Source organism: Bradyrhizobium sp. CB3481 (assembly GCF_029714305.1).
Taxonomy (GTDB): domain Bacteria; phylum Pseudomonadota; class Alphaproteobacteria; order Rhizobiales; family Xanthobacteraceae; genus Bradyrhizobium.
The window spans coordinates 2,977,815-3,004,772 of the sequence record NZ_CP121647.1; the positions used below are offsets into that span (position 1 = coordinate 2,977,815).

Consider the following 26,958-nt stretch of genomic DNA (forward strand, 5'->3'; position numbering starts at 1 on the left):
GCCATCGGAGTAGATTAGTTGCCGTTAAAGGCCGGCTGCATACTCGTTGGGCAAATCTTCCGTGCAAAGCCGCTTACGTGTGCACCCAAGCTCAATCCGATGCCTGACCGCGCATTTCTTCCAGAATATTTGGCAGGCAGACCACGATCTGGGACCGCTTCGTCAGCACGATCCGCCTTTTCTGCATTCGCTTGAGGCTGATCGTCACCCACTGCCGGGTTGCGCCTACCATGTGCGCTAGGTCGGCGTGGGTGAAGGCAGCCGCGATAACGACCCCGTCCGGATCCTCGACGCCGTATAGTTCCATCAGGTGCAACAGAAGGTGCGCCAGCCGCTGCGTGATCGAGCGCGTTCCCAACATCTGCGCAAGCGCCGAATAGCATTTGCCCTTGAACGCAAGCCCCTCAATCAGACCGATCGCGAGATTGGGTATTTCAGTTGCAAGCGTTCGCAGTTCTTTCCCGGGAAGCTGCACGATGCTGCAATTGCTGGAGGCGACGCCGGACCACTGATGAATCCCGGTATCGAAGACCTCCGGCCCGCCCACGAAATTGCCGGCATGCCAATAGGCGAGGGTAATTTCGCGGCCGAGCGGTGAGGAATAAAACACGCGGATTCGGCCGCTTTCGATCAGGAATATACCGTCATGCTTTGCGCCCTGACTGAAGATCGTCTGCCCCCGACTGAGGACCTTGCGGCGCCCCTGTTTCAGGACGATCTCCCGCTCGCGTGGCGTCAGCTTTTCCATCAGCGACGGCGGACCGCCGATCAATTGCTGGTTCTCGGTGAGAAGCAGGGATGAGGTTGATTTGGTCGCGGCAGCCGCAGCCGCAGCCGAAGGCGAGCTTCCGCGCACCCCATTTCCAGCCTGCAGCAACATTGCCGGTCTCCAGATCACTTGAGAACTGATCTAAAAAGCAGCAATCTTCGTGCCAGATTGACCATTGCCTTGATCATTGCCGCCAAAGACGCGGGCAGAAAACACAAATAGAATCAAGGCTCGGCCAAGTGGACCAAATAGCTTTTGGGGTAGATGCCCCGGTTGTGCCCGTCCGAGAACGAAATATTCAGACCGTAGCCGAGGTCGGCGACCCCTACGATGGCGATCCCGGGGAAACCATCGGGGAAGCGTTCGTCGAAGCGTGCGCGGGTGCAATGTGCGCATTTGCAGGATAGCCGAAGCTTCTCCGCCGTAAGAGTGACCCGTGATCCGCCGCTTGCGAGCATGGATAGTGATGCGAGATCGGCGCTTACCTCGCAATTCGTTCCTTCCGCGGCAATCGGTGGTGGCATCGACATCGGCAAATCCATCCTCGGGGAAGGCTACTCTCCGAGTGATTGCACAGATAGCAACTAATTGCCGGTGTGCTCCGAACGCCGGTTTTGGAAATTACTTGCTTGTCCCGCGTCAGCATCGCGAACAGCACTTCGCAAGCATCGCGCGGGGTAGGAAAATGTTGCACCGGTCGGGAGGGATCATCGAGCCGAACCGGCTTTGGCGGGATATCCCGGGTATCGCCTCTGAAGGAGCATCCGTGCCTTCGGCCTAAAACCCATCGTACTTTTGTTGATTCTTTCCGTGATCCTGATCGGGTTGTCGTTGACTTACGTTATGTATCATTCGTTCTGATGGAGCCCCGCGAAAAATTAGAAACTAATCGACCAAGGATTGAAGTCCGTCGTTGCGACATTGTCGCTTCTCACCCAACGTTCCATCGTCGCGCAGACAAGCGCTTTTTGGCGATCGAGCTATCGAAGGAGGAGAAGAACGATGAGCGTATTTCAGAAGGAAACGGTTCTCTCGGTGAAACACTGGACCGATTCCCTGTTCAGCTTTACAGCCACGCGCGATCCGGGGTTCCGCTTTCAGAATGGACAATTTGCAATGATCGGGCTGGAGGTCGATGGACGCCCGCTTGTTCGCGCCTACAGCATGGCCAGCGCCAATCATGAGGACGCCCTCGAATTCTTCAGCATCAAGGTCAGTGATGGACCACTGACCTCGCGCCTGCAGAAGATCAAGGAGGGAGACATTATCCTCGTTGGTCGCAAGGCAACCGGTACACTCATCACCGGAAACCTTATGCCGGGAAAGCGGCTGCTGCTGCTCTCGACCGGCACCGGCATCGCGCCGTTCGCCAGCCTCATCAAGGATCCGGAAGTCTATGAGTCCTACGAGACGATCATTCTCGCCCACGGCTGCCGCCAAGTCTCCGAATTGGCCTACGGCGAACGCCTGGTGGAGAAGCTTCGACGGGATGAGTTGTTCGGACAGTTGCTCGCCGACAAGCTCATCTATTATCCGACCGTGACTCGCGAGCCGTTTCGCAACCGTGGCCGCATCACCGACCTGATCGAATCAGGCCAGATATTCAACGACGTCGGACTACCCCTGCTGGACAGGGAGACGGACCGCGTCATGTTGTGCGGCAGCCCCGGCATGTTGGAGGAACTCCGCGACATGTTCACGGAGCGCGGTTTTGTCGAAGGCAATCACAGCGAGCCGGGCCACTTCGTGATCGAGAAGGCTTTCGTCGAACGATAATGGTCGAGTCTGCCTATTTGTTGTTCAAAAGCTGACCTCGATTTCGGCAGCAGGCCCAAACAATGGGTTTCTCTCACCGGCGACAACTAATTGCTATCGCCGAAGGGACAGCCGAACAAATCTAGCACCAAGACGGCGAACACGCCGAACCAGGAGCGAGTAATGGCAATGGATGAGATCGTCGACGGGCTTTCGGAAGTTTCCTGCGATGTGCTCGTTATCGGCGGCGGAACGGCCGGGCCGATGGCCGCACTCAAGGCCAAGCTGAAAAACCCCAAGGCGAATGTTGTTCTGCTCGAAAAGGCGAACGTCAAGCGGTCGGGCGCGATCTCGATGGGAATGGACGGGTTGAACAACGCCGTCATTCCCGGTTATGCGACACCGGAGCAGTACACCAAGGAAATAACCATTGCGAATGACGGAATCGTCGACCAGAAGGCGGTCTACAAGTATGCGCAGAATTGCTACAAGATCATCGAGGAGCTCGACAGCTTCGGCATCCGCTTTCTGAAAAACGAGAATGGCGATTACGCGGTCAAGAAAGTGCACCACATCGGCACCTATGTGCTGCCGATGCCGAACGGCGAGACGGTGAAGAAAGCGATTTACCGGCAACTCCGGCGCGCGCGAATCCTGATCTCGAACCGGTATATGGCGACACGCTTGCTGACGTCGAGCGACGGGCGCGTGGCGGGAGCCATCGGCGTCAATACCCGCACTGCCGAAATCCTGGTCATCAAGGCCAAGGCTGTCATCCTCTGCATGGGCGCGGCGGGACGCCTCGGGCTTCCGACCTCCGGCTATATGTTCGGTACCTACGAGAATGCCGCCAATTCAGGCGACGGCTATGCGATGGCCTATCATGCCGGCGCGGCACTCGCGAACCTCGAATGCTTCCAGATCAATCCGCTGATCAAGGATTACAACGGACCGGCCTGCGCCTATGTCGCCGGTCCCTTCGGTGCGTTCACCGCCAACAACGAAGGATCGCGCTTCATCGAATGCGATTACTGGTCGGGCCAGATGATGCTCGAGTTCTACAACGAATTATCGTCGGGCAAGGGGCCGGTGTTCCTTCAGCTGTCGCATCTTCATGAGAAAACCATCGAGGAAATCGAGTCTACGCTCCACAAGGTCGAGCGGCCGACGCGCGGGCTGTTCCAGAAGGGACGGGGTATCGACTATCGGACCGAATCGATCGAGATGCACATCTCCGAGATCGGGTTCTGTTCGGGACACAGCGCGTCCGGTGTGTTCGTCGATGATTTTGCGCGCACGACCGTGCCCGGTCTTTACGCTGCCGGCGATATGGCCAGCGTACCTCACAACTACATGCTTGGCGCTTTTACGAACGGCTCGGTCGCGGGCACCGACGCGATGGAGTTTGCGGACAATCACGACTTCGCAACGTTCGATGCCGCTGACGTTGCCAAGGAGCGGGACCGCGTGATGGCACCGACCAAGCGGGAAGACGGTATCCCGCCGAACCAGATCGAATACAAAACCCGTCGGCTCGTGAACGATTATCTGCAGCCGCCGAAGGTCACGCGCAAGTTCGAACTCGGTCAGCGCCGGTTGGCGGAGGTCCGTGAGGACATGGAGCAGCAAATGATTGCGCGCAACTCGCACGAACTGCTTCGCGCGCTCGAAACCCAGTCGATACTGGACTGTGCCGACATGGCTGCCCATGCTTCCCTTTTCCGCGAGGAAAGCCGCTGGGGCCTCTATCACCTCCGCACCGATTTCCCGGACAAGGACAACGAGAACTGGTTCTGCCACACACTTCTCAGCAAGAAGAATGGCGCGATGACCAGCGAGAAGCGGGATGTGGAGCCATACGTCGTTCCGATCGCCGACGAGGAGAAGGATCTCTACGACAAGCAACGTATCCGCGCCAGCGCGTAACGGCCCCGCAACGAAGCAACAGGAGATTTAGCAATGCCTCTCGCCAGTTATCAGACCTCTGTGCCGGTCGTCGTCGATGATGCCAAATGTATCGCGGACAAGGGATGCACCGTTTGTGTCGATGTTTGCCCGCTCGACGTGCTTCGCATCAGTGACATGACCGGAAAGGCCTTCATGGCTTATGACGAGTGCTGGTATTGCATGCCCTGCGAGGCCGATTGTCCGACTGGCGCCGTTACCGTCAACATTCCCTATCTCCTGAGGTAATTCATGTCGGGCCCTTTCGAGTCCTACGACGATCTTGAAGACGCCGACGAGCGCCTAGGGGCTGCCCATCCGGGCGAGCGCCGGGTCGCGATCATTGCGCTTGGACATTCCGGGGATCCTGCGGCCGTTGGGCATCTGACCGGCATGGTCACGGACCCCGACGCGGGGGTGCGTCAGCAGGTGGCGATGGCGCTCGGGGAGTTCGACGGCCCGGATTCGGCCGCGGCCCTGGCGAAACTGCTGGTCGATCCGGAGCAGGCGGTCGCTTCTGCAGCGGCTGACAGCATGGCTGAATTCAAGGACCCGGCATGCGCCGACGCGATATTGCCTTTGGTCAAGCACGGGCACGCGTTTGTCCGGATGGGCGCACTCCGTGCGCTGAAGGAACTACGGCGCAAGGACACGCTCAAGCCCGCGCTGGAAGCGCTCAGGGACAGCGATGCCGCGGTTCGCGTGCAGGCGATCGGCGTGATTGGCTTTTTGAAGCTCGAGGAATCGATACCCGCGCTCACTGCATCTACTGGCGACCCGGATGCCCATGTCAGGCGGGCGGCGGTTAGCGCGCTGGCGTTCTCGCAGATGAAGCCTGCGGCCGAATCGATCACCCGTACGCTTGGGGATGACGACTGGATGGTCCGCGAGATGGCTGCGGAGACTCTCGGCCTGAATGCCAACGGCTCAGTTGCAGCGGACCAATTGATCGCCGCGTTGACGGACGAGTTCTGGCAGGTACGGCTCAAGGCAATCAGAAGCCTTGGCAAGATGAAAATCGACCGGGCGGTTCATCCGATCGGAAACTGTATCACGCACGAGCAGGCAAATCTGCGCAAGGAAGCTGCAGCGGCGTTGGGAGAAATTGCCGATCCGGCAGCGGAACCGTTTCTCGTCCTGGTCGCAAATGATCCCGACCCCGAGGTCAGAAAAAATTCGCGCTGGGCGCTCCAGCAGATCGCCGCCAGGAAGGCGAGGACAAGTTCTTAGCGACCTGAATGGCGGGTACTACGTATCCAGCAAAAGTGGCGAGATGGTCCGGCGGGTAAGATACCCCGCGACACGAGGTAACTGGTTCACCACGACACAGCCCGTGCGAAGACGTGGGCTCTGGCGCGTCAAGCCCCTACAAATCGGCCGGCTCGCTGTTCAGCGACCGCGCGCACTCCCTCGCGAAAATCTGCTGTCGTGATGAGCTTCGCCTGCTCGGATAGCTCATATTCGGTCTGCGTTTTCACCCGTTCGGCAAGACCCGCGCGCATTGTCGCGGGCGTGGCCTGCACCGCCAGGAGGGCGCGGCCTCTGTGATCTCGGTTGCGAGCGCAACGGCCGCGGCGCGAAGCTCGGATTCTTGCGAAGCAGTCAGTTTTGAATTTGTGCCGGCCCAAAAATCAGCTATACCGGACATGATGATAAAGCGAAATAACATCAATATGTTAGCGCATCGATTTTGCATTGCGCCCATGATGGATTGGAGCGAGAGTTCAAGTTTTTCAAACGGTTAGAGGGCAGCGTGTGCACGACGTGTGCACCGGGAGATCAAGAAAAATCTATCGAGAGCAAGTGCGGATCGTCGCTTTTTGGGTGATGTGAGACCCGCGCGAGTTTGGGCGCGATGGAAAGTCGGGCCGCAAAGGTAGGGCGCTGATCTGCGACTTCAGAGCTGGTCGTGCTGAAGGCCGGCTGCGCTCGATGGTTATCTCTACGCCGAAGAGTTCTGCTGATCACAGTAAAGAGAAAGATTGATGTCGGGGTTCGAGTCGCTCCCCCGCTACCAACGATCCCCGCGACGTAGCCATATTGGGAAACAGGGCAGGGTTGCCGCATAGAGCGGCGAGGCGACCCTTCGATCCGAACACTCCGGTCATCCTCAGCATTGGCCTTAGTACCAGCGCCTCCGGGGCGGCTCGGGCTGGCATGCACGATGATCGCAGTCACCAGCTCACGGACGGTCGCAAACTCGGTCGGCGTGCCGTGCTTGAACTCATTGGCCAGCTCCATCACCGCGCGCTTGTAGCGGTCGAGGGCCTTGGGGTGCAGGGTGACGACGTTGTCGGTTTCCTTGGCCTCTTCGAGCCTCGCGGCGAGCGTCTTGCGCTCGGCTTCCAATTCGTTCATCCGAGGAATGAGCGCGTCCGTCGCCGTGCCCTTGACGATAAAATCGACGATCCGCTTGATCTCGCGCTCGATCTCGCCGAGGCGCCGTTCCATCCGAGTGCGCTCGGCGTTTGCCTCTTTCTTCAGCCGTTTGCGCTCGGCGTTATAGGCATCGACATATGCCGCGATCATCTCGGGGCTCGAGAGGTGCTGGCGCAATCCCTTGATCGCCAGCACCTCAATGTCGTCGAGGTAAACGCGGCGGCTATTGGTACATGAGCCACTTTCCTTGTAAGTGCTGCATTGCAGACGAACGCCTTGCGGTCAGCGCCGTTCGACGCCATACCGCCGCCGCAGCATCCACATTTGATCAGCCCGGAGAACACCCGTTTCGGCGCACGTGCCCTTTGCACGGTGGCCGGAGTGGCGCTGTGACGCCGCTCGATTTTGATCGCTTGCGCCGCCCTGAACGTCGCATCGTCAACGATCCGCAAATGTGGTACCTCGACGATTTTGTATTGATCCTTGGGGTTGGGGCGCGAGAGGCGCTTGCGCGTCACAGGGTCTTTGACCATCCGAACTTTGTTCCAAACGATGCGGCCGGCATAGAGATCATTCAGGATCATGCCGCCGCCGCGTGACACGTTGCCGTTTATAGTCGATGCACTCCATAGGCGTCCGCGCGCAGGGGGCACGCCACGCTTGTTCAGATCGTGCGCGATCTGGCGAGGCGTCTTGCCTGCGATGTAGTTGGCAAAAATCTGGCGAACGATCTCGGCCTCTTCCTCGACGATCTCCAGCTCGCCGGGCTTGCCCGGCACCGCACGATAGCCGAACGCGCGCCCACCAGCATGCCGGCCGTCGCGGATCACTCCTTCGAGCCCGCGCCGCGTATGCAGCACAAGGTTCTCAATGTACATTTCGCTCATGAGTGCACGCAGCGCACCATCGAGCTTGCCGACCTTGCCGCTCGCGGTGTGGATCGCGACACCGAGATGATCGAGGTGCTTGCGGGTCGTGTGGTAGTCAGCTTGGTCGCGGAAAAGCCGATCCATGTCCTCGGCCACAATGACATCGAATAACTGCGCCTCTGCGGCGCGCATCAATGCCTGAAAGCCGGGGCGGTTGATTGCTCCGGCGCCAGAAATCGCGCGATCCTCGAACACGATGACGACCGCCATGCCCTCGCGCGCGCATAGCTCGCGCAGCATGGCATTTTGATCCTCGATCGAGCGATCCTTTTGACGGTCGGAAGAATATCGGGCATAGCGGCGCGGATCATGGCTTCTGATCGCGGGGTCTGATGCCTTATGGGCCGCGATCTCGGCCTCATGATCCTCGCGCGCGTGCCGTTTGGCAAGTTCCCGCACATACCGGAAAACTGCCTCGTCAGGTCGATCCGGCGGTATTATAGGAGTCTCGCGCTTCATTCTCGGTGGGAGCGGTTGTCCGTCAGAGCAACATGGCGCGTAACCTGAACGCGTTCGGTTGGGTAATGCACCTTTGGTCACGTCTTGGGCGCGAAAGATGAATTCTCACGTTCTTGCTTGTGGAACTCGATGCGGCGTCCAACGACGGCTGGCAGCGCCCCGATGTGTGTAGCTCACAGATGAAGCGCCGATCTGCCGCCGCTTGGATTGAGAACGAAGTTATGGGCGAGCTTGTCCCGCCCGAGTTGGACTATCTCGTCAGGCGCTTGAGCCTGATCAATCCGGCGGCCGATGCTGCGCTCGTCGTCGAGCATGCGCGCAAAATCTATACTGCCTACCAACTCGTGCGCGGGCGTCCCGACAACCGCGGCATCAAGATCAAGGGCGATAGCAGGCCGTGGGCAGAGTCTGTAACCGCCGCGCGTGGACTAAAGGACGACCTGCATCGGCTGTTGAAAGCAGCGCGCGGCGGTTCGGAAAAGGAGTGGCAAACGGCATGGCTGGGGGTTTCCGGTCAGGCCCGGCTCGTTGCTTCGCCAATGCGTAAACCGGGCGCTGTAAAGGGCGAGCCGCCGCCGGTCGCGGGGCGCAACGAACCAGCCGTGATCGGCGGTAGGTCAGGAACGTTTGCTTTCCGTCGCTCTCCGCTCAACACACGTGAGATGAAGCTAGTGAGGGCCGAGAAATTTAGCTCGGTGATCCCGAGCGCCAAAAAATGCATCCCAAACATCGAAGCCGCTCTTGCCGAAGGCGGGTTTTCTAGCAGACGCCAAGCCGACAAACTGACCTACATCTATGTGCTGCGGGTCCGTGATGCCCATCTGGCGCTCACTGGCAGGAAAGGGCTAACTTATCGCGAGCTAAACGACGATGAAACCTTCGAACCCAAAGGCGGCTTCGCAGATGACGGCCTGATCGCGTTGGCCAAGGACATCGAACGGCAATTCCGAACCAAAATCCTCACGATTTCCCGTCTGCGAAAAAAAGAAGCCGAGATGGGAATACCTGCAGAAGAGCTGACAAACCTCAGAAAGCCTTGGGGTGAGCGCACTTCTTGAATTTGTTTAGCCCAAGACGGGGCCAAAGGTGCATTAGTCGCGCCCCATTTTTTCGGTCAGTGTCGCGCCATCCGAAGACAACTGAGGGCGCTTCATGCCGACGGTCGGCCTGATCAACGCATAGCTACGCGAAAGCCCGGGACGTTCGCCGCGTCACCGGGCTTTCTCATGTTCGGGAATTATTCTATGCACGGTCATTTTACCAACGCCGACGCCCGCGCGCAAGCTGGGGCCTATCGGCTTGCGCCGGACGCGGTCGCAATCAGCGCATTCTTGTACGCACTGTTCGCGACGGATTTTGCGCATCAGCACCCTGATGCATGGATCGAGATCGTCTGCATCGAGCCCGACGGCCCGATTAGCTACCGCTTCTACTCTGCGCATGATTTGAGGCCGATCATTGACTGCGTCGTCAAGATGAACGAGCGCGGCTACAATTGTTACCTCGGCGCTGCCCTCCGGCATGGCAACAAGCCTGAAAAAGGACGTGGCACTAAGAAGCACTTCTGCGCTGCTCGCTTTTCGTGGATCGATTGTGACAAAGCCGGTGATTACGATCGCGTTGCCGCGATTTGTCAGCATGAGCAGGTTCGGCCTGCTATCATCGTTCAGACGGGCAGCACGCCGGACTGGCGCGGTCAACTCTATTTCCTGAACCGCGAGCCACTGACCAATCCGAAAGATGTCGAGGATGCCAACACTGCGCTTCGCGATCTCTTCGGAAGTGATGACGTCCAGAACTGCGACCGCATTTTGCGCATTGGCGGTACCATCAGCTATCCGAACAAGGACAAGCGGGAGCGCGGTTACGTCATCGAGCTTACTTCGGTTCGGAGCGATGCGAACGCGCCGTCCTATAGTGTGGAAGCCTTGCGCGGGCTGCGCCAGTCAGCGCGCGCTCACGAAACCAAGAGCGAAAAGGATTTCTCTGCTGAATTTGGCTCAGCGCGCGGCATGGATAAGGTTCGCGAGCTGCTTGCGAGCGTAAGTCCGGGGCACTGGCACATTCCTATGCGCGATGCCGTGGCAGTCATGGTCGGCCTTGGCTTGTCTGACGCCGTGATTAAGATGGTTTGCGCTTCCTACTGCAAGGGCGGCTATCAGGACGCAGACTTGGCGAAGCTGATTGATACGGCTCGCGAGAAGTTCGACAAGCCGGACTTTGGCGACACCTACGACAGCGCCAAGGATAATGCGGAAAGTGCTGGCGCGGATACCTCGGGAAAGCAGGCGCGGTTTCTCACGCTGGATCAGTGGCGAGATCGCGATCTACCGACGCCCGACTACCTGTTGGGCGATGTCCTCTCCACGACCAGCCGTGCGATCATGGCGGCTCCGACCGGCTTGGGCAAGTCGAACGTTGCCATTGCTATCGGCATGCGCATGGCGGCGGGCGCGCCGTTTCTCCATTGGCATGGTCGCCGCCCGGCCAACGTACTCTATATCTACGGTGAGATGTCACGGCGGCTGCTCAAGCAGCGTCTGCTGGCAGAAGAAGCCCGCTTGCAGGGCGAGATCAGCTCCCGGGGCCGCGAGCAGTTCCAGCCAAGCGGCTTTCATGCTCTCAGCACCGAGGACGTTCCCAATTTTCAGCCGCTCAACACGCAGATCGGCCAATCGGCAATCGAGCGGGTCATAGTCGCCATGGGCGGCTGCGATTTTGTGATCTTCGACAACGTCATGTGCCTGATCTCTGGATCGATGGTCGATGAAGAGGCTTGGGCGCAGACGTTGCCATGGGTGAGATCGCTGACCAAGCGCGGCATCGGACAGCTCTGGGTCCACCATACTGGCCATGACGAAACGAAGGGCTATGGCACCAAGACGCGCGAATGGCAGATGGATGTTGCTATCCATCTCGCCAAGGTCGAGCGGCCCGATACTGATGTCTCGTTCAAGTTGGAGTTCAGGAAGGCGCGCGAGCGCACGCCGGACAACCGTCATGACTTCCAGAAGGTCAACGTGTTCCTGGTGAACGACCGATGGAACGGCGATGCACAGTCCGGTTCTCACCGTCCCAAGAAGGTGTTGCTTGGACGTCAGGTTGGTGGTGTTACCGTTGATCCCGCCGCCGACGGCGGCTTCGAGGGGCTTTGCTGGGGCGTCGGGTACAAAGAGGCGTTCAAAGACGGTCGTGGCGATGCTTCCGATGTGCGCGAAGCCCTCACGCCATTAATGCCCGCACCAGGCGAAGATCGGCGCGGTGTGGCCGATATCTTCGGGCAGGTGCGCGATCAGTGCATCGAGTTTCTGGCTGGCCGCGCTGCCGAGCGCATCTTGCTGGAAGGCGAACCTGTACTCCCGGTCGATGATCTCCGGCAGGCGCGTGAGCTGGCAATATTGATATGCTCTAGTGAACAAGCGGTTCAGACGTTCATCGATCATTGCGATATCGCTGCGCGGGACTTGTTGATGCCCCACGGCGATTTGATGATTGCGTTGTCGGTCGTCTTGCGCATCAAGCGCACGATGAACGCTCGGAGATCGATGAGCTGATCTCGGACGTGCAGAGCCGCAAGGCACGGGCTATCGAACTCGCGCGTCGCGCCGATTGGAAAAAGCGCGAGTTGTCTGCTCTTGCTTTTCAGGCGGATATAAATTCACGCGATTGACGCGTCGCTGCCACACGCCGCCCACAGTTGGGTAGCGAGATGTCGAGCAGTGCATCGTTGGATTGGGGGATGTACCCAATTCCCAGCGATCCAAGAGGCCCCCGGGGAGAAAATCTCCGGGGGCTTTTTCTTGCGCAGCCAACCCCCGCTCCGACATCATCCCTCGGGCACCGCCGCCAGCCGCAAGCCCACGCAAAGGCGCTCTCGCGCAGCGAGATACGTCGCATTGTCGCTGTAGGTGACGGCGCGGAGGCGACCGATCGTAAAATCTGGCTGCAGCGCTAGTCCAGCCTTTGCGGCAGCTCGCGCCTCATCCATCTCGCCGAGTAAGCCCAAGGCAGCAGCCAAGACAAAATGGGTTAGAGGAAAATTTCGGTTGGCGTTAAGGCTCCTTTGCAGCCAAGTGACAGCTTCGACATCCGCGCCGAGCTGCAATTTAGCTGTCCCCGCTATGTGCATCCATTGGTAAGCAGCGATATCGCGAGGGGAGAGGCGGAATGCCTCGACGACATGAGCTTCGGTCTCGGCCGAACGACCCAAGAATACTTTTGCCAAACCAGTGTAGGCGTGTGCGTCGGCCGAATTGCGATCAAGACGCAGCACTTGCTCGAATTCCGCAATCCCTCGCGATGCGCGGTTTGTAAAGATCAGGGCACCTCCTAGCGCCAAGTGACCCCATGGGTAGTCCGGGGCGAGCGAAACTGCCTTGATCGCATTCGTCTCAGCCGCCAAGAGCTGCGCAGCCCGGTCATCGGCTAACATGCCCGCACCAATCGCTAGATGGACGCGCGCCATCCCCACCAGTGCTCTATAACTTCGAGGATCGATTTCCAAAGCACGCTCAAAAAAGATGCGCGCTTGAGCGACGTACTCGAAAGTCGGCCCCTTATATGACCAAGAAAAACCTTGGAAAGTCAAATCTGTTGCATCCGGGTGCACTGAGTGTTGTGCGCGCTGCGCCTCGGCTTCGATAAGCTGGGCGTTCAGAGCGTTGGCGAGCAGTGACACGATTTCGTCCTGAGTATCGAACAGGTCGGCGACGGGTTTGTCGAACCGCTCCGCCCATATGTGGTTGGCTGTTTCAGCATCGATAAGCTGCACGTTCACCCGAAAGCGCTTGCCGCTGCGCTGCACCGATCCCTCTAGCACATACCGGACGTTCAACTCGCGGCCGACCTTTCTAAGGTCGTGCGCCTCGCCCTTATAAGCAAATGCGGTGTGGCGGCCTATCACGAATGCGTCCTTGATGCGTGACAAATCCGTGGTCAGGCTCTCGGTCACGCCATCGGCGAAATAGTCTTGTTGGTGATCGCCGCTTAGGTTGGTGAAAGGCAAAACTACGATGGAAAGACGAGGCGGCTTAGGTGCGTCTTGTGTAGCGCGTTTGATCTGGGTAGCGGGGCTAGGTCCATCGACGACCACGGCATAGGCTCGGACCAGACGAGCGATATTTTTGAGGTCCTGCTCGCCGAGATCGACGAACTCAACGCTGACCTTGCCTCGCACATGATCCATGGCAGAAGACGAGATGCAGATGCCGCCCGGCTCTGCAATGCTCTCAAGCCGGGCCGCGATGTTCACGCCATCCCCAAAGATATCGTGCGGTTCGACGATCACGTCGCCGACATTGATGCCGACGCGCAAGGCGATGCGAGCATCCTGCGCGTCGGCAGCCGTGAGTTCTCGGACGCGGTTCTGAAATTGCACGGCAGCTCGGGCAGCCTGTACGGCGCTCGGAAACTCTGCCAAGAACCCGTCGCCGGTGTTCTTTACGATGCGGCCACCGTATTCAGCGATTGCGGGATGGACCGCCTCCGTTAGCAGGGAGGTCAGCTTGGCATGTGTGGCTTCTTCATCATGGTGCATAAGCCGGGAATACCCGGCCACGTCAGCGGCCAATATCGCCGCCAACCGACGTTCAACGCGAACCGGCCGATCCTGCACCATGGCATTGGCATCCAACCTAACGCATAGTGTACGATGGATGTGAACGCTGCGCTAGGCGCGTTTGTCCGGGTAGTGGCGGTAGCAATCACGTCCCTTGATTGTTCGAGATTTTCAGGAAGCAAGTAAAATGCCCGCCGTTGTCCCAAGTGCGGTGGGCTTTTGATTTGTGAGTTCCTGAATTGTCAAACCGGATCGAGATGCCGGGGTTCATTGAGCCCCAGCTTGCCACGTTGAAGTCTAAAGCCCCCAACGGGGACCAGTGGCTTCATGAAATCAAATACGATGGCTACCGTATTCAGGTGCACCTGAACCACGGCCGCAAGAAGGTCTACACCCGCAATGGCCTAGACTGGACGAAGCGGTTCACTGAGATCGCAGGCGCGCTCGCCATCCCGGGCGAGGCTATCATCGACGGTGAAGTGGTAGTCGTCCATGAAGGTCGGACCAACTTCTCTGAGCTACAAGCGGAGTTAGCCGCAGGCAGGCAAGGTCGGCTCGTCTACTATGCTTTCGATCTGCTTTGGCGGGATGGTGACCTTCGCAGGCTGCCGCAAATCGAGCGCAAGCAGCTCTTGTTAGACTTACTGGGCGAAAACGACGTCGAACTGCCGGTGCTCTATTCCGAACACCTCGTCGGCGACGGCCAGAAGATGTTCGAGCATGCGGCCAAGCTGAGTTGGGAAGGCATCATTTCCAAGCGGACAGACGCGCCGTATCGGTCGGAGCGAAATGAGAACTGGCTGAAGATCAAGGCCGTGCACAAAGGCAAGTTTCCGGTCGTTGGTTCATTAAGGACCCGAGCGGCGTGGCGGCGCTGTACCTCGGAAAGCAAGAAGGCAAGGACCTCGTCTATATGGGGAAAGTCGGGACCGGCTGGTCTCGCACGGTCTCAAGCCAGATAAGAAAGCAGCTCGATACGGTCGTTAGCCCGAAATCAAAGCTAACAAGGTCAATCAGAAAACCGAAGGCGACGTGGGTCGAACCGAAATTCTTTGCCGACGTTGAGTACCGAGACATCACATCGGAAGGCTTGCTGCGTGCCAGTTCGTTCAAAGGACTTCATCGGAAGGATTAATCCTAGTTGCCGCACCTGTTTTGGATTGGGATAGGTGTGTGAAAATCATCCTAAGCGGGCATGGAGCGAAGAGCTGGGTTGCCAGTGTGGCGCGGGCATGCCGTGTGAGTGCGTCAGTGCAGATGGGCTTGAGGAGCCTGACATCGGTCAAGTCTTCGAAGCCGCGTCAACGCGCCATTAGCGCGGCTTGGTCTCCAAGGTGCGGTCGTGTTTGATTGATGGGCTGGGTAGGTCGAACCCGGACCTTGCGAAAGCTGAACCCGTTTTTGAGAAAGGCGAAGGTAGGCGAGCAAATGAAATGGATGCTTGTTGTCTTGGTGGGTGGCATCACTCCGGTAAACACTGACCTTGTGTTCGAAAAGTTCTCTGACTGTCTAGCCGCCGAGGAACAGATGCGGAAGCATTATGCTGATGCGTTCGAGGCTTGGGATTGGAGTGCTGCGCTTACGATAGAACGGAGACGAGATTACTCCAGAGCGCGTGAGTTGCAGGCAAAGCGACTTCTCAGCAACGTCGGTACCTGTGTGCCCCATGGCGGAGCCGGTCAGAATCCGCAACAGCCGCCATCCGCTCCGTCCGAAAGACCAGCCGCTCCTCAGCCATAGCCGCGCAGCTAAGGTACTTGTCCCGAGCCAAGCGGGAACTCGGCTTAACCTGCGAAGTTATCCCGGGCGTGACCTCTAGGAGGAGCCCAATGAAACTTCTGTTCGCAGCTCTTGGAGTAGTCAGCCTGCTCATTTCACCCGCAGTCGCTGACCCTTGGAAAGACGAAAGCGGCAAGGGACGGGGGGGCGGCGACGACCGCCGCTACGAGCGCAGCTACGGTTACTATGACCGCGAGTACAAGCAGGAATATTACCGAGGACCCTGCAACATTGAGCGGAAATGGGGTAAGCACGGGGAATACAAGGAAGAGACCAAGTGTAAGGGCTACCAGCATTGAGCCTGACGGACCTAAGCGTCCGCTTCCCTTGACATAAATCAAGCTGTTGATCGTGACTAAGTTGACGTTTGTGCAATGGCTCGGATCGACTGGACGATTGTGTTGTCCATAGCCACGCTGGCCGTATCGGCCGGCGCGATCAGTATTCTATTGTTCGCGCTGTAAGTCTTTCGGGTTCGCGAACAACATGGTTGATACCGCAAGTCCCGCAAGCGCTCCGAACAATTGGCCGATAACGAAGGCTGGCACCGATGCCGGTGCGATCCCGGAGAACGTATCGGTAAACGACCGAGCGAGCGTCACGGCTGGATTGGCGAACGAGGTGGATGCCGTGAACCAATACGCCGCCGTGATGTAGAGACCTACCAGCCACGGCACAGCGGCTCGCTGATGTCGTAACCCGCCCCGAATAACCATTACCAGTCCGAACGTCGCAACAGCTTCTGCGAACCACTGCCCGACACCTGTTCGCACCTTCTCCGCCGAGCCAAGCGCAGGCATCGCGAACATGAGGTGAGCAGCGATGGTGCCAAGCACGCCACCAGCCAGCTGACTGAGGATGTAGGCGATTGCCTCGATCAGCGAAGTCTCTCGCTTGGCAGCGAAGATCATCGTTACAGCGGGATTGAAGTGAGCGCCGGAAACCGGCCCCAAGATCGTGATCAACACGATGAGGATGGCCCCAGTCGCCAGCGAGTTCGCCAGCAGGGCAACGGCGAAATCTTTCGTCAGCGACTGGGCCATGATCCCAGAGCCGACCACTGTCGCCACAAGGAGGCAGGTGCCGAGCAGCTCCGCCGTAAGCCGCCTGCCCATTTCGCGGGTCATCAGCTTGCCTTCCCGTGACCGAACGTTGATCCTTCAGAACGCCCAATGTCCCGCAGCTTTGCGCCAAGCGTCAGCTTATCGATGCTCGTCAAGGGCAAACTGGCGAAGGTGCTGATACGGTTTTTGAGATACCGGAATGCCTCAACGAAGGCGGCTTCCTTCTCGAAATCCGCACCTTCCACTGCTGCTGGGTCTTCGACGCCCCAATGCGCCGACATTGGTTGACCGGGCCATACCGGGCAGCTTTCACCCGCCGCGTTGTCGCAGACAGTGAAGACGAAGTCCATGACCGGCGCAGCGGGGGCAGCAAACTCTTGCCAGCTTTTTGATCGCAAGCCATCGGTGGGATAATCGAACCGCGAAAGAACCCTCAACGCGAATGGGTTCACATCGGCTTTCGGCTGACTGCCAGCAGAATACGCGCGGAAGCGGGCTTCACCATCTTTGTTGAGGATCGCCTCTGCGAGGATTGAGCGCGCGGAGTTGCCCGTGCAGAGGAACAGAACGTTGTAAACGCGGTCGGCCATGCCCCCACCTCAATCGTTGCAACAGGCGGCAGCTTGCTTCTGTTCAACGCTGGGAACGCAGCAAGCGCTTTGCTTCGCATGAGCAATGCGGGCTACGTTTTCACCCGTACCGTCACCATACGTGGTGCTTTCGCCCGTCGTATGGAAGGTTTCCCATGCGATGCCAGCAGGATCATCAATCCACGACTTCTCAGATTGGGCGTAGCAGCAAGCCGTATGGCCCTGCTCGATGATGTTGCCACCCGCCTGCCGCATCCGGGCATACACGTCTTGGAGTTCGTTAGTTTCTTCCACCTGAATGCCGAGATGATCTAGGCCGGGTTTTCGGCCCCGTGTCGAGATGGCGAAGTTGACGCGAGGGTCTTCCAGCATCCATTTCGCGTAGTCTGTTTTCACCACGGATGGCTGGGCGGCAAACAGGGCGGAATAGAACCCTATGGATCGCGGAAGGTCTTCGACGGAGACGTGAACGTGCAGACGCTTCATGATTGTTCTCCTACGTGGTTGCCTTGGTTCGTTTGGAGCTAGCATTGCGCTGTGATGCGGGGCCACACGGCGCGCCACCGCAGCAGTTGTCTGTGAGAAAACTTAGCAAGTCATTCATGGTGTGATACTGCGCCGCGTAGATCATTGACCGGCCATCCCGTCGTACCGTGAGGAGGCCAGCGTTCCGCAACCGGTCGAGATGAAAGGTCAGAGTGTTGGGTGCGACACCAAGGAGGTCAGCTATCGAACCGGCGGCCATGCCGTTGGGTCCAGCCTGAACAAGCAACCGGAAGACATCGAGCCGATTGACTTGCGCGAGAGCCGCCAAGGCAGTCACAACATCACTCTTTTCCATAATTCAACGAATATCGAAATAAATGCCCTAGGTCTAGACCTCAAAAAAATAACGCCGCCCGGTTCGAAATATGTGTCCGGGCGGCGCCTTGTCTCAAACTGGGCTCTGAAATCCCAGTCGCGGAGTAAGGTGCAATGCGTGTGCCACACGGGTATGTCACGATGGGAAGAAACGGAACCCTTGGCAGGAGGCGCGCTGGACCGCACTCATCGCAACGTGCCCATTCGGCAGGCACGTCACTGTCATCATTCCGTAAAATTACTGTCGTGAACCTTCCTCGGGTTCGCGCACTTAGGTATGTTGGGCGGGGTTCTCTAATGGGTGGCGTTTCATGACGGGACATTCTGAGTTGGCGATCACGCCGCGCAACCGCTTTCTGGAAGCGGCGAAGAAAGAGCTTGCTGCGTTCGAAAAGAAAGAGCGCGAACTCCGCAAAGCGATCCGCAAGGAGCGGGTTGAAAGGCTTAGGCTTCCAATAGACAAGAGGGAGCTATTGAACTGAGGAGAGCCCGAAGTCGGGATATTACGCCGTATAAGTGAATGCACCCGGATGAGGAGCGCTAAAGCCTTGGAAGGGGTGAGCGGCCTCGGTAGCTTCCTTCATGACCTTGGACGGACCGGCATGCCGATCATCGTCCCTCTCGGCGTCAACGGGAATAGACAACCCTCTGTTAGCGAGTACTATACAGTTCCAATCAGGGTGCTGAGCAGTGCCTGTCGTATCCACATTGGAAGCGCCCCGGCGCTTGGGCGCGGGGCCGAGTAAATCTGGGGCTCCTCCTGACCCTTTCGATCGTATTGCTGAGATAATCTTCCGCATACGGCCAATATCTTGGCGCGCCCTTGCGGTCGCTTTGGCCGCTATCCTATCGGGTGCCTTTCTTCAGACGCTGGTCGTATTAACGGCGGGACCGGGCGTACCATTTGCAGGGTTCTTCCCCCTATCGGAATTGCGGCGATCCTGGCCGGGGCACCTGCCGGTATTGCCGTTAGTTTGGGATCGCTCGTTCTTGTGTGGTGGGTTTTTAGGGAGCCTCACTTCATCTTGCATGCACTTTCCGTCCAAGAGCGTACCGAGGCGGCTTGGCTGCTCGTTTGCGCTCTCATTCTCGTCGGGTTTGGCCTGTTGTGCCGGAAGTTAATCGAACGCGCGTACAACCGGCACCAATCCATGAATGTCCTCATTCGTGAGCTTGAGCACCGGAGGGCCAATACTTTCTCAGTGCTACGAGCGATTACGAAACGGACGCTTCAGCACGAGCCCGAGGCGGCGGAACGGCTGCTGCGCCGCTTCGAGGCGATCAGGAGGACAAACGATTTTCTGACAGAGCAGCCGAAAGGCACTTTGGTCACAACGATTTTCAGGAACGAATTGGAAGGAATTACCTCCGAGCAAGTGGTCCTGCACGGCGCTGATGTAATGCTTTCGGCGGAACAGTCGCGTCATCTCATTCTAATCGTGCACGAGCTTCTAACGAACGCTGTGAAATACGGCGCACTCTCCAATGCAGTAGGACAGCTTCGCATTGAATGGTCCCGCACAGAGAACGACCTGAGCATCCGGTGGGAAGAAGTCGGCGTGCCTGTCCTGTCTCAGCCGGATCGGAAAGGCTTCGGCACCAGCTTGATTGAACACTGTATTGCTTCGGTTCGTGGGTCTTGGGAGCCTACGTTCAAGCCGGATGGGTTTCGATGCGCCATTCTTTTTCCGTTATCATCGGCGCATGAGAGCAGCGATTGATCCCGTTGCCGATCCCGGAGCCTCCATGTGAAAACGCCGCCACTCGATCCACATATCGCCGACATAGCGCCCGCCGGACCAGCCCTCACCGATTATGACAAGGAGCACATGATCACGTACATGCGCTTGTTTGATGCTCATCAACAAGGCGCTAACTGGCGTGATGTCTCTCGGATCGTGCTGCGGATCGATCCGGATATCGAGGCCGATCGGGCGCGAACTGCGTTCGAGAGCCACCTCTCGCGTGCCAGATGGATGACGGAGCAGGGTTATCGTCATCTGTTGCGAAGCGGCTCCTGATCAGCGCGAGCCATCAGCGGCATCTGTGAACTGTGTGATTTTACCGGATATCTCCGATATACTGGCAGAAGATCGATCCCGCACGCGAATGCGAAGTGCAGGCCAGCGCAGGAGGGCAACCGCTCAAGTTCCCAGAGTGGTGTTGATGCGCTGAAAGAGAGTTTCAAACCTCGTCAGCGTTTCCGGCGAGAGCGTGGGCAGGAAGCTCGGATAATTCTTGAGGAGCACGGTCGCGGGAAGTCCGTGGTCATACCGTTCGACCTTCGAAACTCGTGCGAGCCTGTTGACGATGGGGTCTTTCCCGACCAAATCGGTGACCTTGAAGGAACTGGAAAACGCTTCGTTGAAAAGCCTTAGGTATTCATCTGGCGTGAATAGGTCCTCTATGTCCGCCACTTTGGTCCCGGTGATTTCGCCGATTGTGATCAGCCGCGCTCCCTTCAAGAGCCCTTGCTGCGTCAAGTTTTGGAGCCGCTGGTTTCCCTCTTTCCGGGCATCAATCAGCACGGTGAGATCGAGGTGATTTCCGAGCAATGCCACAAACGAAGGGATTAGGTCGGCCCCTCCTACCGGGATGATGGACCACTTCGGGTCCAAGCCCGTTCGTCCTGTACTCCCAAGATGGGTAGAAAGGAGATTCAGATAAGTGAAATCGGATGTGCCTTCCACAATGAGGTTATGCGGAGCGATGAAGAGATGCTGGACCATATCGTAGCCCAGCGCTCCTTGTAGAGGAAATAGCGTGTCGCGATCCGTGGACAGGACATTAGCCGTGATCCGAGAGCCCACCTCGCGGCCGCCGTCTTGGACAAGCCGCACGCGCTCCAGCTTACCCGGCTGCACCATGAACGGCGAATGGGTGGTATAGATAACCGGGCATCGCTTGCTTAGGCGATCGTCAATGAACCTGAGAAAGTCCGCCTGCGCGCGCGCGTGCAGACCGAGACCAGGTTCATCAAGGAGAATAACCACCGGCGAGTCACTGCTTTCATATTCCGAAAATGCCGCGAGAAACGAGAAAAACCAGCGAAATCCGGTGGAGCGTTCGTCAAATGACAACGAGAGCAGATGACGATTGTCGTACAATCTTATTTTCAACTCGTCCAATACCGTTTGCTGACCATTCGCGGTCTGCGTTTGCTTCAAAGTCATATCGACGTCGGTGCGTAGCTCGGGGTTGGTGCTCCAGAACGTAAGCACTTGGTGAGTTATCGCGTTTGCGATGTTTTCTAGTTCTCGCTTTCTGGTCTCATAATCTGGGTTAAGCAAATACTCGTTATCGGCCCCGCCTAGTTCTAAGAGAGAGCGTGCGGTCAATTCTCCCGGAGCAAGCTCCTCTTTTTTCTTTGCTAGTAGCTCGCGAATGTTTACCGATGCGGGGAGCTGACTGTAATCGTCGAAATAGAAGAATTTCGGCAGTCGAGGTTGGAGAAGTTCCCAAAGCCTATCGTTAACTGACGTGCACTTTCCGAGAGCCTGATCTCTCGCTTGCGTTATCTCACTGGCTAAACTTCGGTCGGCTGCAATTTTGGCCTCGTCAGTGTGCGTGCTATTGCCGAGTGTGTTGATCAGTCCATTAAGTTCATCAATGCTCGTTGGCGTCGGCGTACTCCCGAGTAAACCGCGCGCAATATGAGTGACTACCGCCGGTTCGTTTATCTCTACCGTCCACCGGAAATGATCGCTGTAGGTGCGCGAGATGGGGATCGTCGATTTTTTGAGAACACCCGAGCCAAGCACCTGTTCGATTGCTTCGAGATCATGCTTCTCGAGCTCAAATGTGCAAGTTATCGGGCAGTGCTGATTGATGTCCTTCTGGCGTCGATGTTGTTTCTCTAACCAAGCAGGGTATTGGCGCTGCGCATTAAACGTTACATTTGGTTGCGCAGGATGAAATCGATGCAGCGCCTGTAGGAACGCAGTTTTACCGGATTCGTTTTTGCCGACGACGCAGGTGACATCTGGCTGTATTGTCACGATGCCCGATTTTAGAATGTTCTTGAAGTGATCGGCCTCCACGCTCACCAGTTTCACGGCTGAATACCCCCGAAAGACACGCGTTTTTCCTCACCCGAGTGACGGGCGTTCTACCATGGGTTTATTTTGCAGTGAGCAGCAACAAGGGCCCTATCCCCATCATTTCAGGTTAGGGATATTAGCGCTGGGAAGCCCGGTGAGTTGTCGGTGGCGTTAGACGTAGCCGTATGGAAGGGACGCCACACGGACATTGCCTTGCGTTTTCAACGGCATTTCAACTGAAAGGCCGCCCTATGGGCGGCCTGTCACTGATTTGCTTCTGCCTTTTTCGCCTTTAGGGCAGCTATCCGAGGATGCGTTTTAGCTCCTCGCTTCACCGCTACGGCGACCGCCTTTTTGCTACTCGCCCTTAGCTGCCGCCTCAGCGAGTAATCTCTAAGGCATTGAAATGGGGCGCGCCCGGTTCCTGCAACGTTATTTAAGTACCACCGAAGGAGAATGCTAGCTTCAGCTTCGGTGAGCCGTTTAGCTTCATGGCCGATCTCCTTTCTCCAAAAATCGTTCAAACTGTTACCAAACGCAGCCTCTAAGTCGTGCCACGTTCGTTCCGAAAGCGCAAGATCCCGCCATTGGCCGCTGCCGTGCGCCAGTGTCCTGATCGCGACCACTGTACCTCCGCCTCTCATTATATGACTGCGGAGGGCGGCCAGTGTTCCGCCGGTGGTAAGGACATCGTCCAACAAGATGTAGGCGGCATCTTGACGCACTGCACCATCGAAGCAAGGTTGACATAGAAACCGTGGAAAATCCTTTAATTTAGTCCGGCCGACACGGGCTTTCTGGACGATTTGTGTGTCAATTTCGGCATCGAGTTCAATGCTCAGTCTAGCCATATATTGGTGTGGAAGGGCGTTTCTGACACCCCTCCTTACTGCATCTGCGCCATCTCCGTGGGGGTCGTCGAAAGGAGGGTGCGGAACCGCACATATTAGGGGAACCCCTTTAACCACAAATGGCGAGACATCATCGATAATGCGGTCTAAGACCCGATCCGACAACATATCTGCCACGATACGGTCGGCTGCGTCATAGTCGGCGGCCGTTTTGCTTTCAAATACAGTACCTTGCGAGCCTTGGCTTGAGCTCCCTGTAGCAAAGTACCATTCATATGCCCGAGGCGCCCGCACACGTAAACAGCCTCGCCGCCGGTCCATGGCTCGCGGGGATGTGGAAAACTTACAAGGGGAGGGGGCGCACCCAAGCTCGTCAACATGCCCGAATCTTGATCTGAATATGACGGGCTCGTTTAGCAGTCAGTGCTGTCTGCTCAAAGCTGTCGGCGGAAATCTTTGGTCGCTTCCAAAATGGGGGGGCCCGGCTCGCTGCACCACTTTCTTCGACTTCGTTTCCTCACACTCGCCGCAAATCCGCACGTCTCAGCTTCGTCGATCACCCACGTGTGCTGAAAAAGCGGAGTGGACCGACCACCAACGGGGGGCACGCCACCGACACCATGAACTCGATCTGTCGGGGGGATCGAAGGTAGCGCTCCCACCCTACCAACTCTACGATTGCCCACGCCAGACTACGATCTTCTACGATTTTGTACTCCAGATGGTATCGATCCGTGTCGCCCGCGATGACCTCGCTGTGTTGGGACGTAGCCGATGGCTAGCACGCGAGGACGCGCGTCGGCCAATCCTGCATCCTCAGCAGCGCCAATCGCGCGCCGGTTAGAGCCGCGCCCTTGGTCAGAAAGCGTAGAGCTTGGCGGGATTATCAACCAGGATCAGGTTGCGCGTTTTGTCGCTGCCGGCCCACACCCCGAGCAGATCAAGTAACTCGGCATCGTCGGGCTTGTGCTTCTCTGTGACGTGGGGCCAGTCACTGCCCCACACCAGCCGCTCGGGTGCTTGGGCCACGAAAGCCTGCGCAATCCGGGTGGCATCGGCATAGGGCGGTCCTTGCTCGCTGTTGAGATAAGCGCCCGCAAGCTTCACCCAGGCCCGGCCCTTGCCGACGAGGCCGGCGATCACCGCAAATGCAGGGTGGTCCGGCCCCTGTTTCGGCGGCAGCCGCCCCATATGATCGAATACGATCGGACAGGGCAGCCGGTTGAGCATGGCTGCCGTGCCGGTGATCTGGTCACCGGACATGTGCAGCTGGACGTGCCAGCCGAGATCGGCGATACGCTTTGCCAGCGGCTCGATCATGTCGATCGTGGTGACCGTGTCTTTTGGGTTCCAGACGCTGAAACGAAGTCCGCGAATGCCGCCGGCATCGAGCCGCTTCAATTCACTGTCCGCCACATCAGGATGGCACACGCCGATGCCCCGGCCGTTGACGCCAAGGCGCTTCAGCGCATCAAGCATGCAGGTGTGATCGGTGCGATGATATTTCGGCTGAACCGGAACAGCGCGCGTGGTTCCGATGCGGTGCTGATGCATCAGATAGTCATCGAGGGACGACCCTTCGGGTTTTGTCGTCTCCGGAGACGGAAAGCGCGGGTCGATGATATGGAAATGCGCGTCGCAGGCGTTCGCAGGCGCTTTGGTTTTCGGCGGCTCCGTTCCGGATGAGTTGGGAACCGCTCGGGCGTTTGCCGAAGTCGTCGCTGCCGCGCCCGCAAGCGTTGCTATGCTCGATGCGACGAATGTCCGGCGTGTCATGGCATGTTGCATAAGAGTCTCCTTTGCGTGTGACGCGCCAGTCTTATGAGCGCTGAGCATTGGCAGTACGGCGCGCATCCGCGGGGCGCGGCGTCGCCTCGCAAACGACCCCGGTCTCGACGAGGGCGTTGTAGGCGTCATCGTCGACGCCGATTTCCTCCAGCAGCTCACGATTATGCTCACCCAGCGCCGGCGCCGCAGTTCGGATGGAGCCCGGCGTCTGATCGAGGCGCGGCACGACGTGATGCATTGGGATTTGGCCCATTTCGTCATCCGGATAGTCGGCAATCACCTCGCGCGCGATGACATGGGGATCTGCCATGATCTGCGGCGTGTCGTAGATCGGGCCGATCGTGACCTCGGCCTTTTCGAAGAAGGCGACGTTTTCCGCCTGCGTCCGGACGCCGATGAACTCGCCGATGATGGCGTCAAGCTCATCGGCATGCCGCAGCCGGTCCGCATTGCTGCGGAAGCGGGGATCGTCGACCAGTTCGGCACGGCCAATCGCCCGGAACAAACGCTCGGTCATCTTCTGGATCGAACCCGACAGGCTGACGTACCGTCCGTCGCTGCAACGATAGGCATTGCGCGGCGCCGAATTGGTCGAGCGGCTGCCTGTGCGCGGCTTCACCTTGCCGGTGAGGCGGTAGTTCGCCGACTGCGGGCTCAGGATCGCGAACAGCGGGTCCAGGAGTGGCAGGTCGACGACCTGGCCGCGGCCTCCCTTCATTTCCACCTCCCGCAACGCGATCATCGCCGCCGAGGCACCGTATATTCCGGCAACGCCGTCAGCCAGGTACATCGGCGGCAAAACCGGCTCACGATCGGGAAAGCCGTTGATCGCGGCGAAGCCGGACACGCCCTCGATCACGGTGCCGAAGCCCGGCCGCTGCGCGTAAGGACCATCCTGTCCCCAGCCGGAGATGCGGATGATGACGAGCGAGGGATTGATCGCCAGCAGCGCCGCGGGCGACAGCCCCATTTTCTCCAGCACGCCCGGCCGAAAACTCTCGATAAAGATGTGCGCCGAAGGGACCAGCTTGCGGATGATCTCGACGGCACGGGCGTCGCGCAAGGAAAGGCACAGGCTCTTCTTGTTGCGGGCGTAGACCTTCCAATGTGTCTCGACGCCCTCGGTCTTCCACGCGCGCAAAGTGTCGCCTTCCGGCGGCTCGATCTTGATCACCTCGGCGCCGAAGTCGCCGAGTATCTGCGTCAGCACGTTTCCGGCGAAGAGTCGCGACATGTCGAGAACGCGAATGCCGTCGAGTGTTCCGCGCGCGTCCGGCTGATAATCGCGCTGATGGAGCCTGCTCATGTCATGCCTCCGTCTGGAAGCGGCCGGCTAGGGCGACGACGGCGCGGGCGCGTTCAAGGAAAGGTTTGTCGATCATTTGGCCGTCGAGGAGATAGGCGCCGATGCCGCTTGCCTCGGCATTCGCAGCTGCCGACACCACTTTTCTGGCCCAGGCGATTTCGTTCGCATCGGGCATGAAGATCTCGTTGGCGATCGTGATTTGGCTCGGATGGATGCAGCTCTTGCCGGCGAAGCCGTGCCTCTTCGCCGCCTTGCATTCAGCACGGTAGCCCTCAACATCCGTAACCGCCGCAAACGCGCCGTCATAGGCGGCAATGCCGGCTTCGGCGGCGGCGAGGCGTACCGCGAGCCTGATATGGGCAAGCGCCGCGCTATCGGACCGCGCGATACCGCATGGCTCAAGCAGATCTGCGTAGCCGATCTGCAAGCCCGTCACGCGTGGATGCACGGAGGCAAGCCGCGCTGCTTTGCGCAACGCCCTGAACGTCTCGATGTTGAGCAGGATCTTGAGAGGACGCACGGCCGGATTGCACACCTCGCCGCGCTCGATAGCGGCAATGGCCTGGAGGACGGTGTCTTCGTCCTGTGCCATCGGCAGGTTGATGACGTCGACGGGGAGGCCGGCAAGCGCGACCAGATCGGCCTCGAATTCTGCCGTGCCGAATGCGTTGACGCGGACGACGATCGTCTTGCCTGTCGGCGGCAAGTCGCGCAGGAACGCGGTGAGATTGGCGCGGGCCTCCGCCTTGCGGCTTTGGGCAACGGCGTCTTCCAGGTCGAACGATAATGCGTCCGCCGCGCAAGCCAGCGCCTTGCCGAATAGCTCCGGGCGGGAGGCGGGCACGAACAGCTTGCTTCGCATCACCATGATCGTCGTCCTCACGATG

Annotated in this window: 25 protein-coding genes; 12 read left to right on the forward strand and 13 right to left on the reverse strand. The window is 58.4% G+C overall.

The window, feature by feature from the left end:
* Positions 1-91: 91 nt before the first annotated feature.
* On the reverse strand, positions 92-880 hold the full coding sequence (locus QA643_RS14260) for a Crp/Fnr family transcriptional regulator (protein ID WP_283033768.1): 789 nt from the start codon (positions 878-880) through the stop codon (positions 92-94).
* A gap of 113 nt (positions 881-993) precedes the next feature.
* A complete protein-coding gene (locus tag QA643_RS14265; RefSeq protein WP_283033769.1) occupies positions 994-1,299 on the reverse strand; it encodes a DUF971 domain-containing protein in 306 nt (101 codons plus the stop codon).
* Between the two features lie 472 nt (positions 1,300-1,771).
* On the opposite strand from QA643_RS14265, the gene QA643_RS14270 reads away from it, so the two are divergent.
* The 4 genes from QA643_RS14270 to QA643_RS14285 all read left to right on the forward strand — a co-directional run bounded on the left by QA643_RS14270 (position 1,772) and on the right by QA643_RS14285 (position 5,698).
* Positions 1,772-2,545, forward strand: a complete 774-nt coding sequence (locus QA643_RS14270) for a ferredoxin--NADP reductase (protein WP_283034801.1) — start codon at positions 1,772-1,774, stop codon at positions 2,543-2,545.
* A 162-nt stretch (positions 2,546-2,707) separates the two neighbouring features.
* Positions 2,708-4,450 carry a fumarate reductase/succinate dehydrogenase flavoprotein subunit gene (locus tag QA643_RS14275; protein ID WP_283033770.1) on the forward strand — a complete coding sequence of 581 codons (1,743 nt, stop codon included), beginning with the start codon at positions 2,708-2,710 and terminating at the stop codon, positions 4,448-4,450.
* Between the two features lie 33 nt (positions 4,451-4,483).
* Complete coding sequence (locus QA643_RS14280; protein WP_108522320.1) at positions 4,484-4,717, forward strand: ferredoxin family protein; 234 nt, start codon at positions 4,484-4,486, stop codon at positions 4,715-4,717.
* Positions 4,718-4,720: 3 nt separating this feature from the next.
* The gene (locus tag QA643_RS14285; protein WP_283033771.1) at positions 4,721-5,698 is read left to right on the forward strand and encodes a HEAT repeat domain-containing protein; all 978 of its coding nucleotides are present in this window, start codon (positions 4,721-4,723) and stop codon (positions 5,696-5,698) included.
* Between the two features lie 549 nt (positions 5,699-6,247).
* Here the strand turns inward: QA643_RS14285 and QA643_RS14290 are convergent.
* Complete coding sequence (locus tag QA643_RS14290; RefSeq protein WP_283033772.1) at positions 6,248-7,042, reverse strand: hypothetical protein; 795 nt, start codon at positions 7,040-7,042, stop codon at positions 6,248-6,250.
* On the reverse strand, positions 6,994-8,175 hold the full coding sequence (locus QA643_RS14295) for a recombinase family protein (RefSeq protein WP_283033773.1): 1,182 nt from the start codon (positions 8,173-8,175) through the stop codon (positions 6,994-6,996). The genes QA643_RS14290 and QA643_RS14295 overlap by 49 nt, the downstream gene beginning before the upstream one ends.
* 179 nt (positions 8,176-8,354) lie before the next feature.
* Here QA643_RS14295 and QA643_RS14300 point away from each other — a divergent pair, with 179 nt between their 5' ends.
* Both QA643_RS14300 and QA643_RS14305 read left to right on the forward strand, forming a co-directional pair.
* Complete coding sequence (locus tag QA643_RS14300) at positions 8,355-9,293, forward strand: hypothetical protein (protein WP_283033774.1); 939 nt, start codon at positions 8,355-8,357, stop codon at positions 9,291-9,293.
* Positions 9,294-9,479: 186 nt separating this feature from the next.
* Entirely contained in the window at positions 9,480-11,789 is a 2,310-nt protein-coding gene (locus QA643_RS14305; protein WP_283033775.1) for an AAA family ATPase, read from the forward strand.
* A gap of 272 nt (positions 11,790-12,061) precedes the next feature.
* Here the strand turns inward: QA643_RS14305 and QA643_RS14310 are convergent, their stop codons facing one another.
* Entirely contained in the window at positions 12,062-13,852 is a 1,791-nt protein-coding gene (locus QA643_RS14310; protein ID WP_283033776.1) for an adenylate/guanylate cyclase domain-containing protein, read from the reverse strand.
* 179 nt (positions 13,853-14,031) lie between these two features.
* On the opposite strand from QA643_RS14310, the gene QA643_RS14315 reads away from it, so the two are divergent.
* From QA643_RS14315 to QA643_RS14325, 3 genes are all read left to right on the forward strand, one after another.
* Positions 14,032-14,754: an RNA ligase family protein gene (locus QA643_RS14315; protein ID WP_283033777.1), complete on the forward strand. Its 723-nt coding sequence runs from the start codon at positions 14,032-14,034 to the stop codon at positions 14,752-14,754.
* Positions 14,706-14,927: a hypothetical protein gene (locus QA643_RS14320; RefSeq protein WP_283033778.1), complete on the forward strand. Its 222-nt coding sequence runs from the start codon at positions 14,706-14,708 to the stop codon at positions 14,925-14,927. Before QA643_RS14315 ends, QA643_RS14320 begins: the two co-directional genes overlap by 49 nt.
* A 694-nt stretch (positions 14,928-15,621) precedes the next feature.
* Positions 15,622-15,870 carry a hypothetical protein gene (locus tag QA643_RS14325; protein ID WP_283033779.1) on the forward strand — a complete coding sequence of 83 codons (249 nt, stop codon included), beginning with the start codon at positions 15,622-15,624 and terminating at the stop codon, positions 15,868-15,870.
* A gap of 147 nt (positions 15,871-16,017) precedes the next feature.
* Here QA643_RS14325 and QA643_RS14330 read toward each other — a convergent pair whose 3' ends face one another.
* Genes QA643_RS14330 through QA643_RS14345 form a run of 4 tightly spaced genes read right to left on the reverse strand, consistent with a single transcriptional unit; the run spans position 16,018 to position 18,066 of the window.
* Entirely contained in the window at positions 16,018-16,698 is a 681-nt protein-coding gene (locus QA643_RS14330; protein ID WP_283033780.1) for an MIP/aquaporin family protein, read from the reverse strand.
* On the reverse strand, positions 16,698-17,225 hold the full coding sequence (locus QA643_RS14335; protein WP_283033781.1) for an arsenate reductase ArsC: 528 nt from the start codon (positions 17,223-17,225) through the stop codon (positions 16,698-16,700). Before QA643_RS14335 ends, QA643_RS14330 begins: the two co-directional genes overlap by 1 nt.
* 9 nt (positions 17,226-17,234) lie before the next feature.
* Entirely contained in the window at positions 17,235-17,711 is a 477-nt protein-coding gene (locus tag QA643_RS14340; protein WP_283033782.1) for an ArsI/CadI family heavy metal resistance metalloenzyme, read from the reverse strand.
* Positions 17,712-17,721: 10 nt separating this feature from the next.
* Positions 17,722-18,066, reverse strand: a complete 345-nt coding sequence (locus QA643_RS14345; protein ID WP_283033783.1) for a metalloregulator ArsR/SmtB family transcription factor — start codon at positions 18,064-18,066, stop codon at positions 17,722-17,724.
* Between the two features lie 331 nt (positions 18,067-18,397).
* Here QA643_RS14345 and QA643_RS14350 point away from each other — a divergent pair, with 331 nt between their 5' ends.
* From QA643_RS14350 to QA643_RS14360, 3 genes are all read left to right on the forward strand, one after another.
* A complete protein-coding gene (locus QA643_RS14350; protein ID WP_283033784.1) occupies positions 18,398-18,568 on the forward strand; it encodes a hypothetical protein in 171 nt (56 codons plus the stop codon).
* Between the two features lie 543 nt (positions 18,569-19,111).
* On the forward strand, positions 19,112-19,807 hold the full coding sequence (locus tag QA643_RS14355; RefSeq protein WP_283033785.1) for a sensor histidine kinase: 696 nt from the start codon (positions 19,112-19,114) through the stop codon (positions 19,805-19,807).
* Between the two features lie 27 nt (positions 19,808-19,834).
* The gene (locus QA643_RS14360) at positions 19,835-20,107 is read left to right on the forward strand and encodes a DUF2285 domain-containing protein (RefSeq protein WP_283033786.1); all 273 of its coding nucleotides are present in this window, start codon (positions 19,835-19,837) and stop codon (positions 20,105-20,107) included.
* Between the two features lie 123 nt (positions 20,108-20,230).
* On the opposite strand, the gene QA643_RS14365 is transcribed toward QA643_RS14360, so the two are convergent.
* The 4 genes from QA643_RS14365 to QA643_RS14380 all read right to left on the reverse strand — a co-directional run bounded on the left by QA643_RS14365 (position 20,231) and on the right by QA643_RS14380 (position 26,954).
* The gene (locus QA643_RS14365) at positions 20,231-22,141 is read right to left on the reverse strand and encodes an AAA family ATPase (protein WP_283033787.1); all 1,911 of its coding nucleotides are present in this window, start codon (positions 22,139-22,141) and stop codon (positions 20,231-20,233) included.
* A 1,694-nt stretch (positions 22,142-23,835) separates the two neighbouring features.
* Positions 23,836-24,831 carry an amidohydrolase family protein gene (locus tag QA643_RS14370; protein WP_349253268.1) on the reverse strand — a complete coding sequence of 332 codons (996 nt, stop codon included), beginning with the start codon at positions 24,829-24,831 and terminating at the stop codon, positions 23,836-23,838.
* Entirely contained in the window at positions 24,797-26,071 is a 1,275-nt protein-coding gene (locus tag QA643_RS14375) for a CoA transferase (protein ID WP_283033788.1), read from the reverse strand. The genes QA643_RS14370 and QA643_RS14375 overlap by 35 nt, the downstream gene beginning before the upstream one ends.
* Before the next feature lies 1 nt (position 26,072).
* A complete protein-coding gene (locus QA643_RS14380) occupies positions 26,073-26,954 on the reverse strand; it encodes a CoA ester lyase (protein ID WP_283033789.1) in 882 nt (293 codons plus the stop codon).
* Between the last annotated feature and the right edge of the window lie 4 nt (positions 26,955-26,958).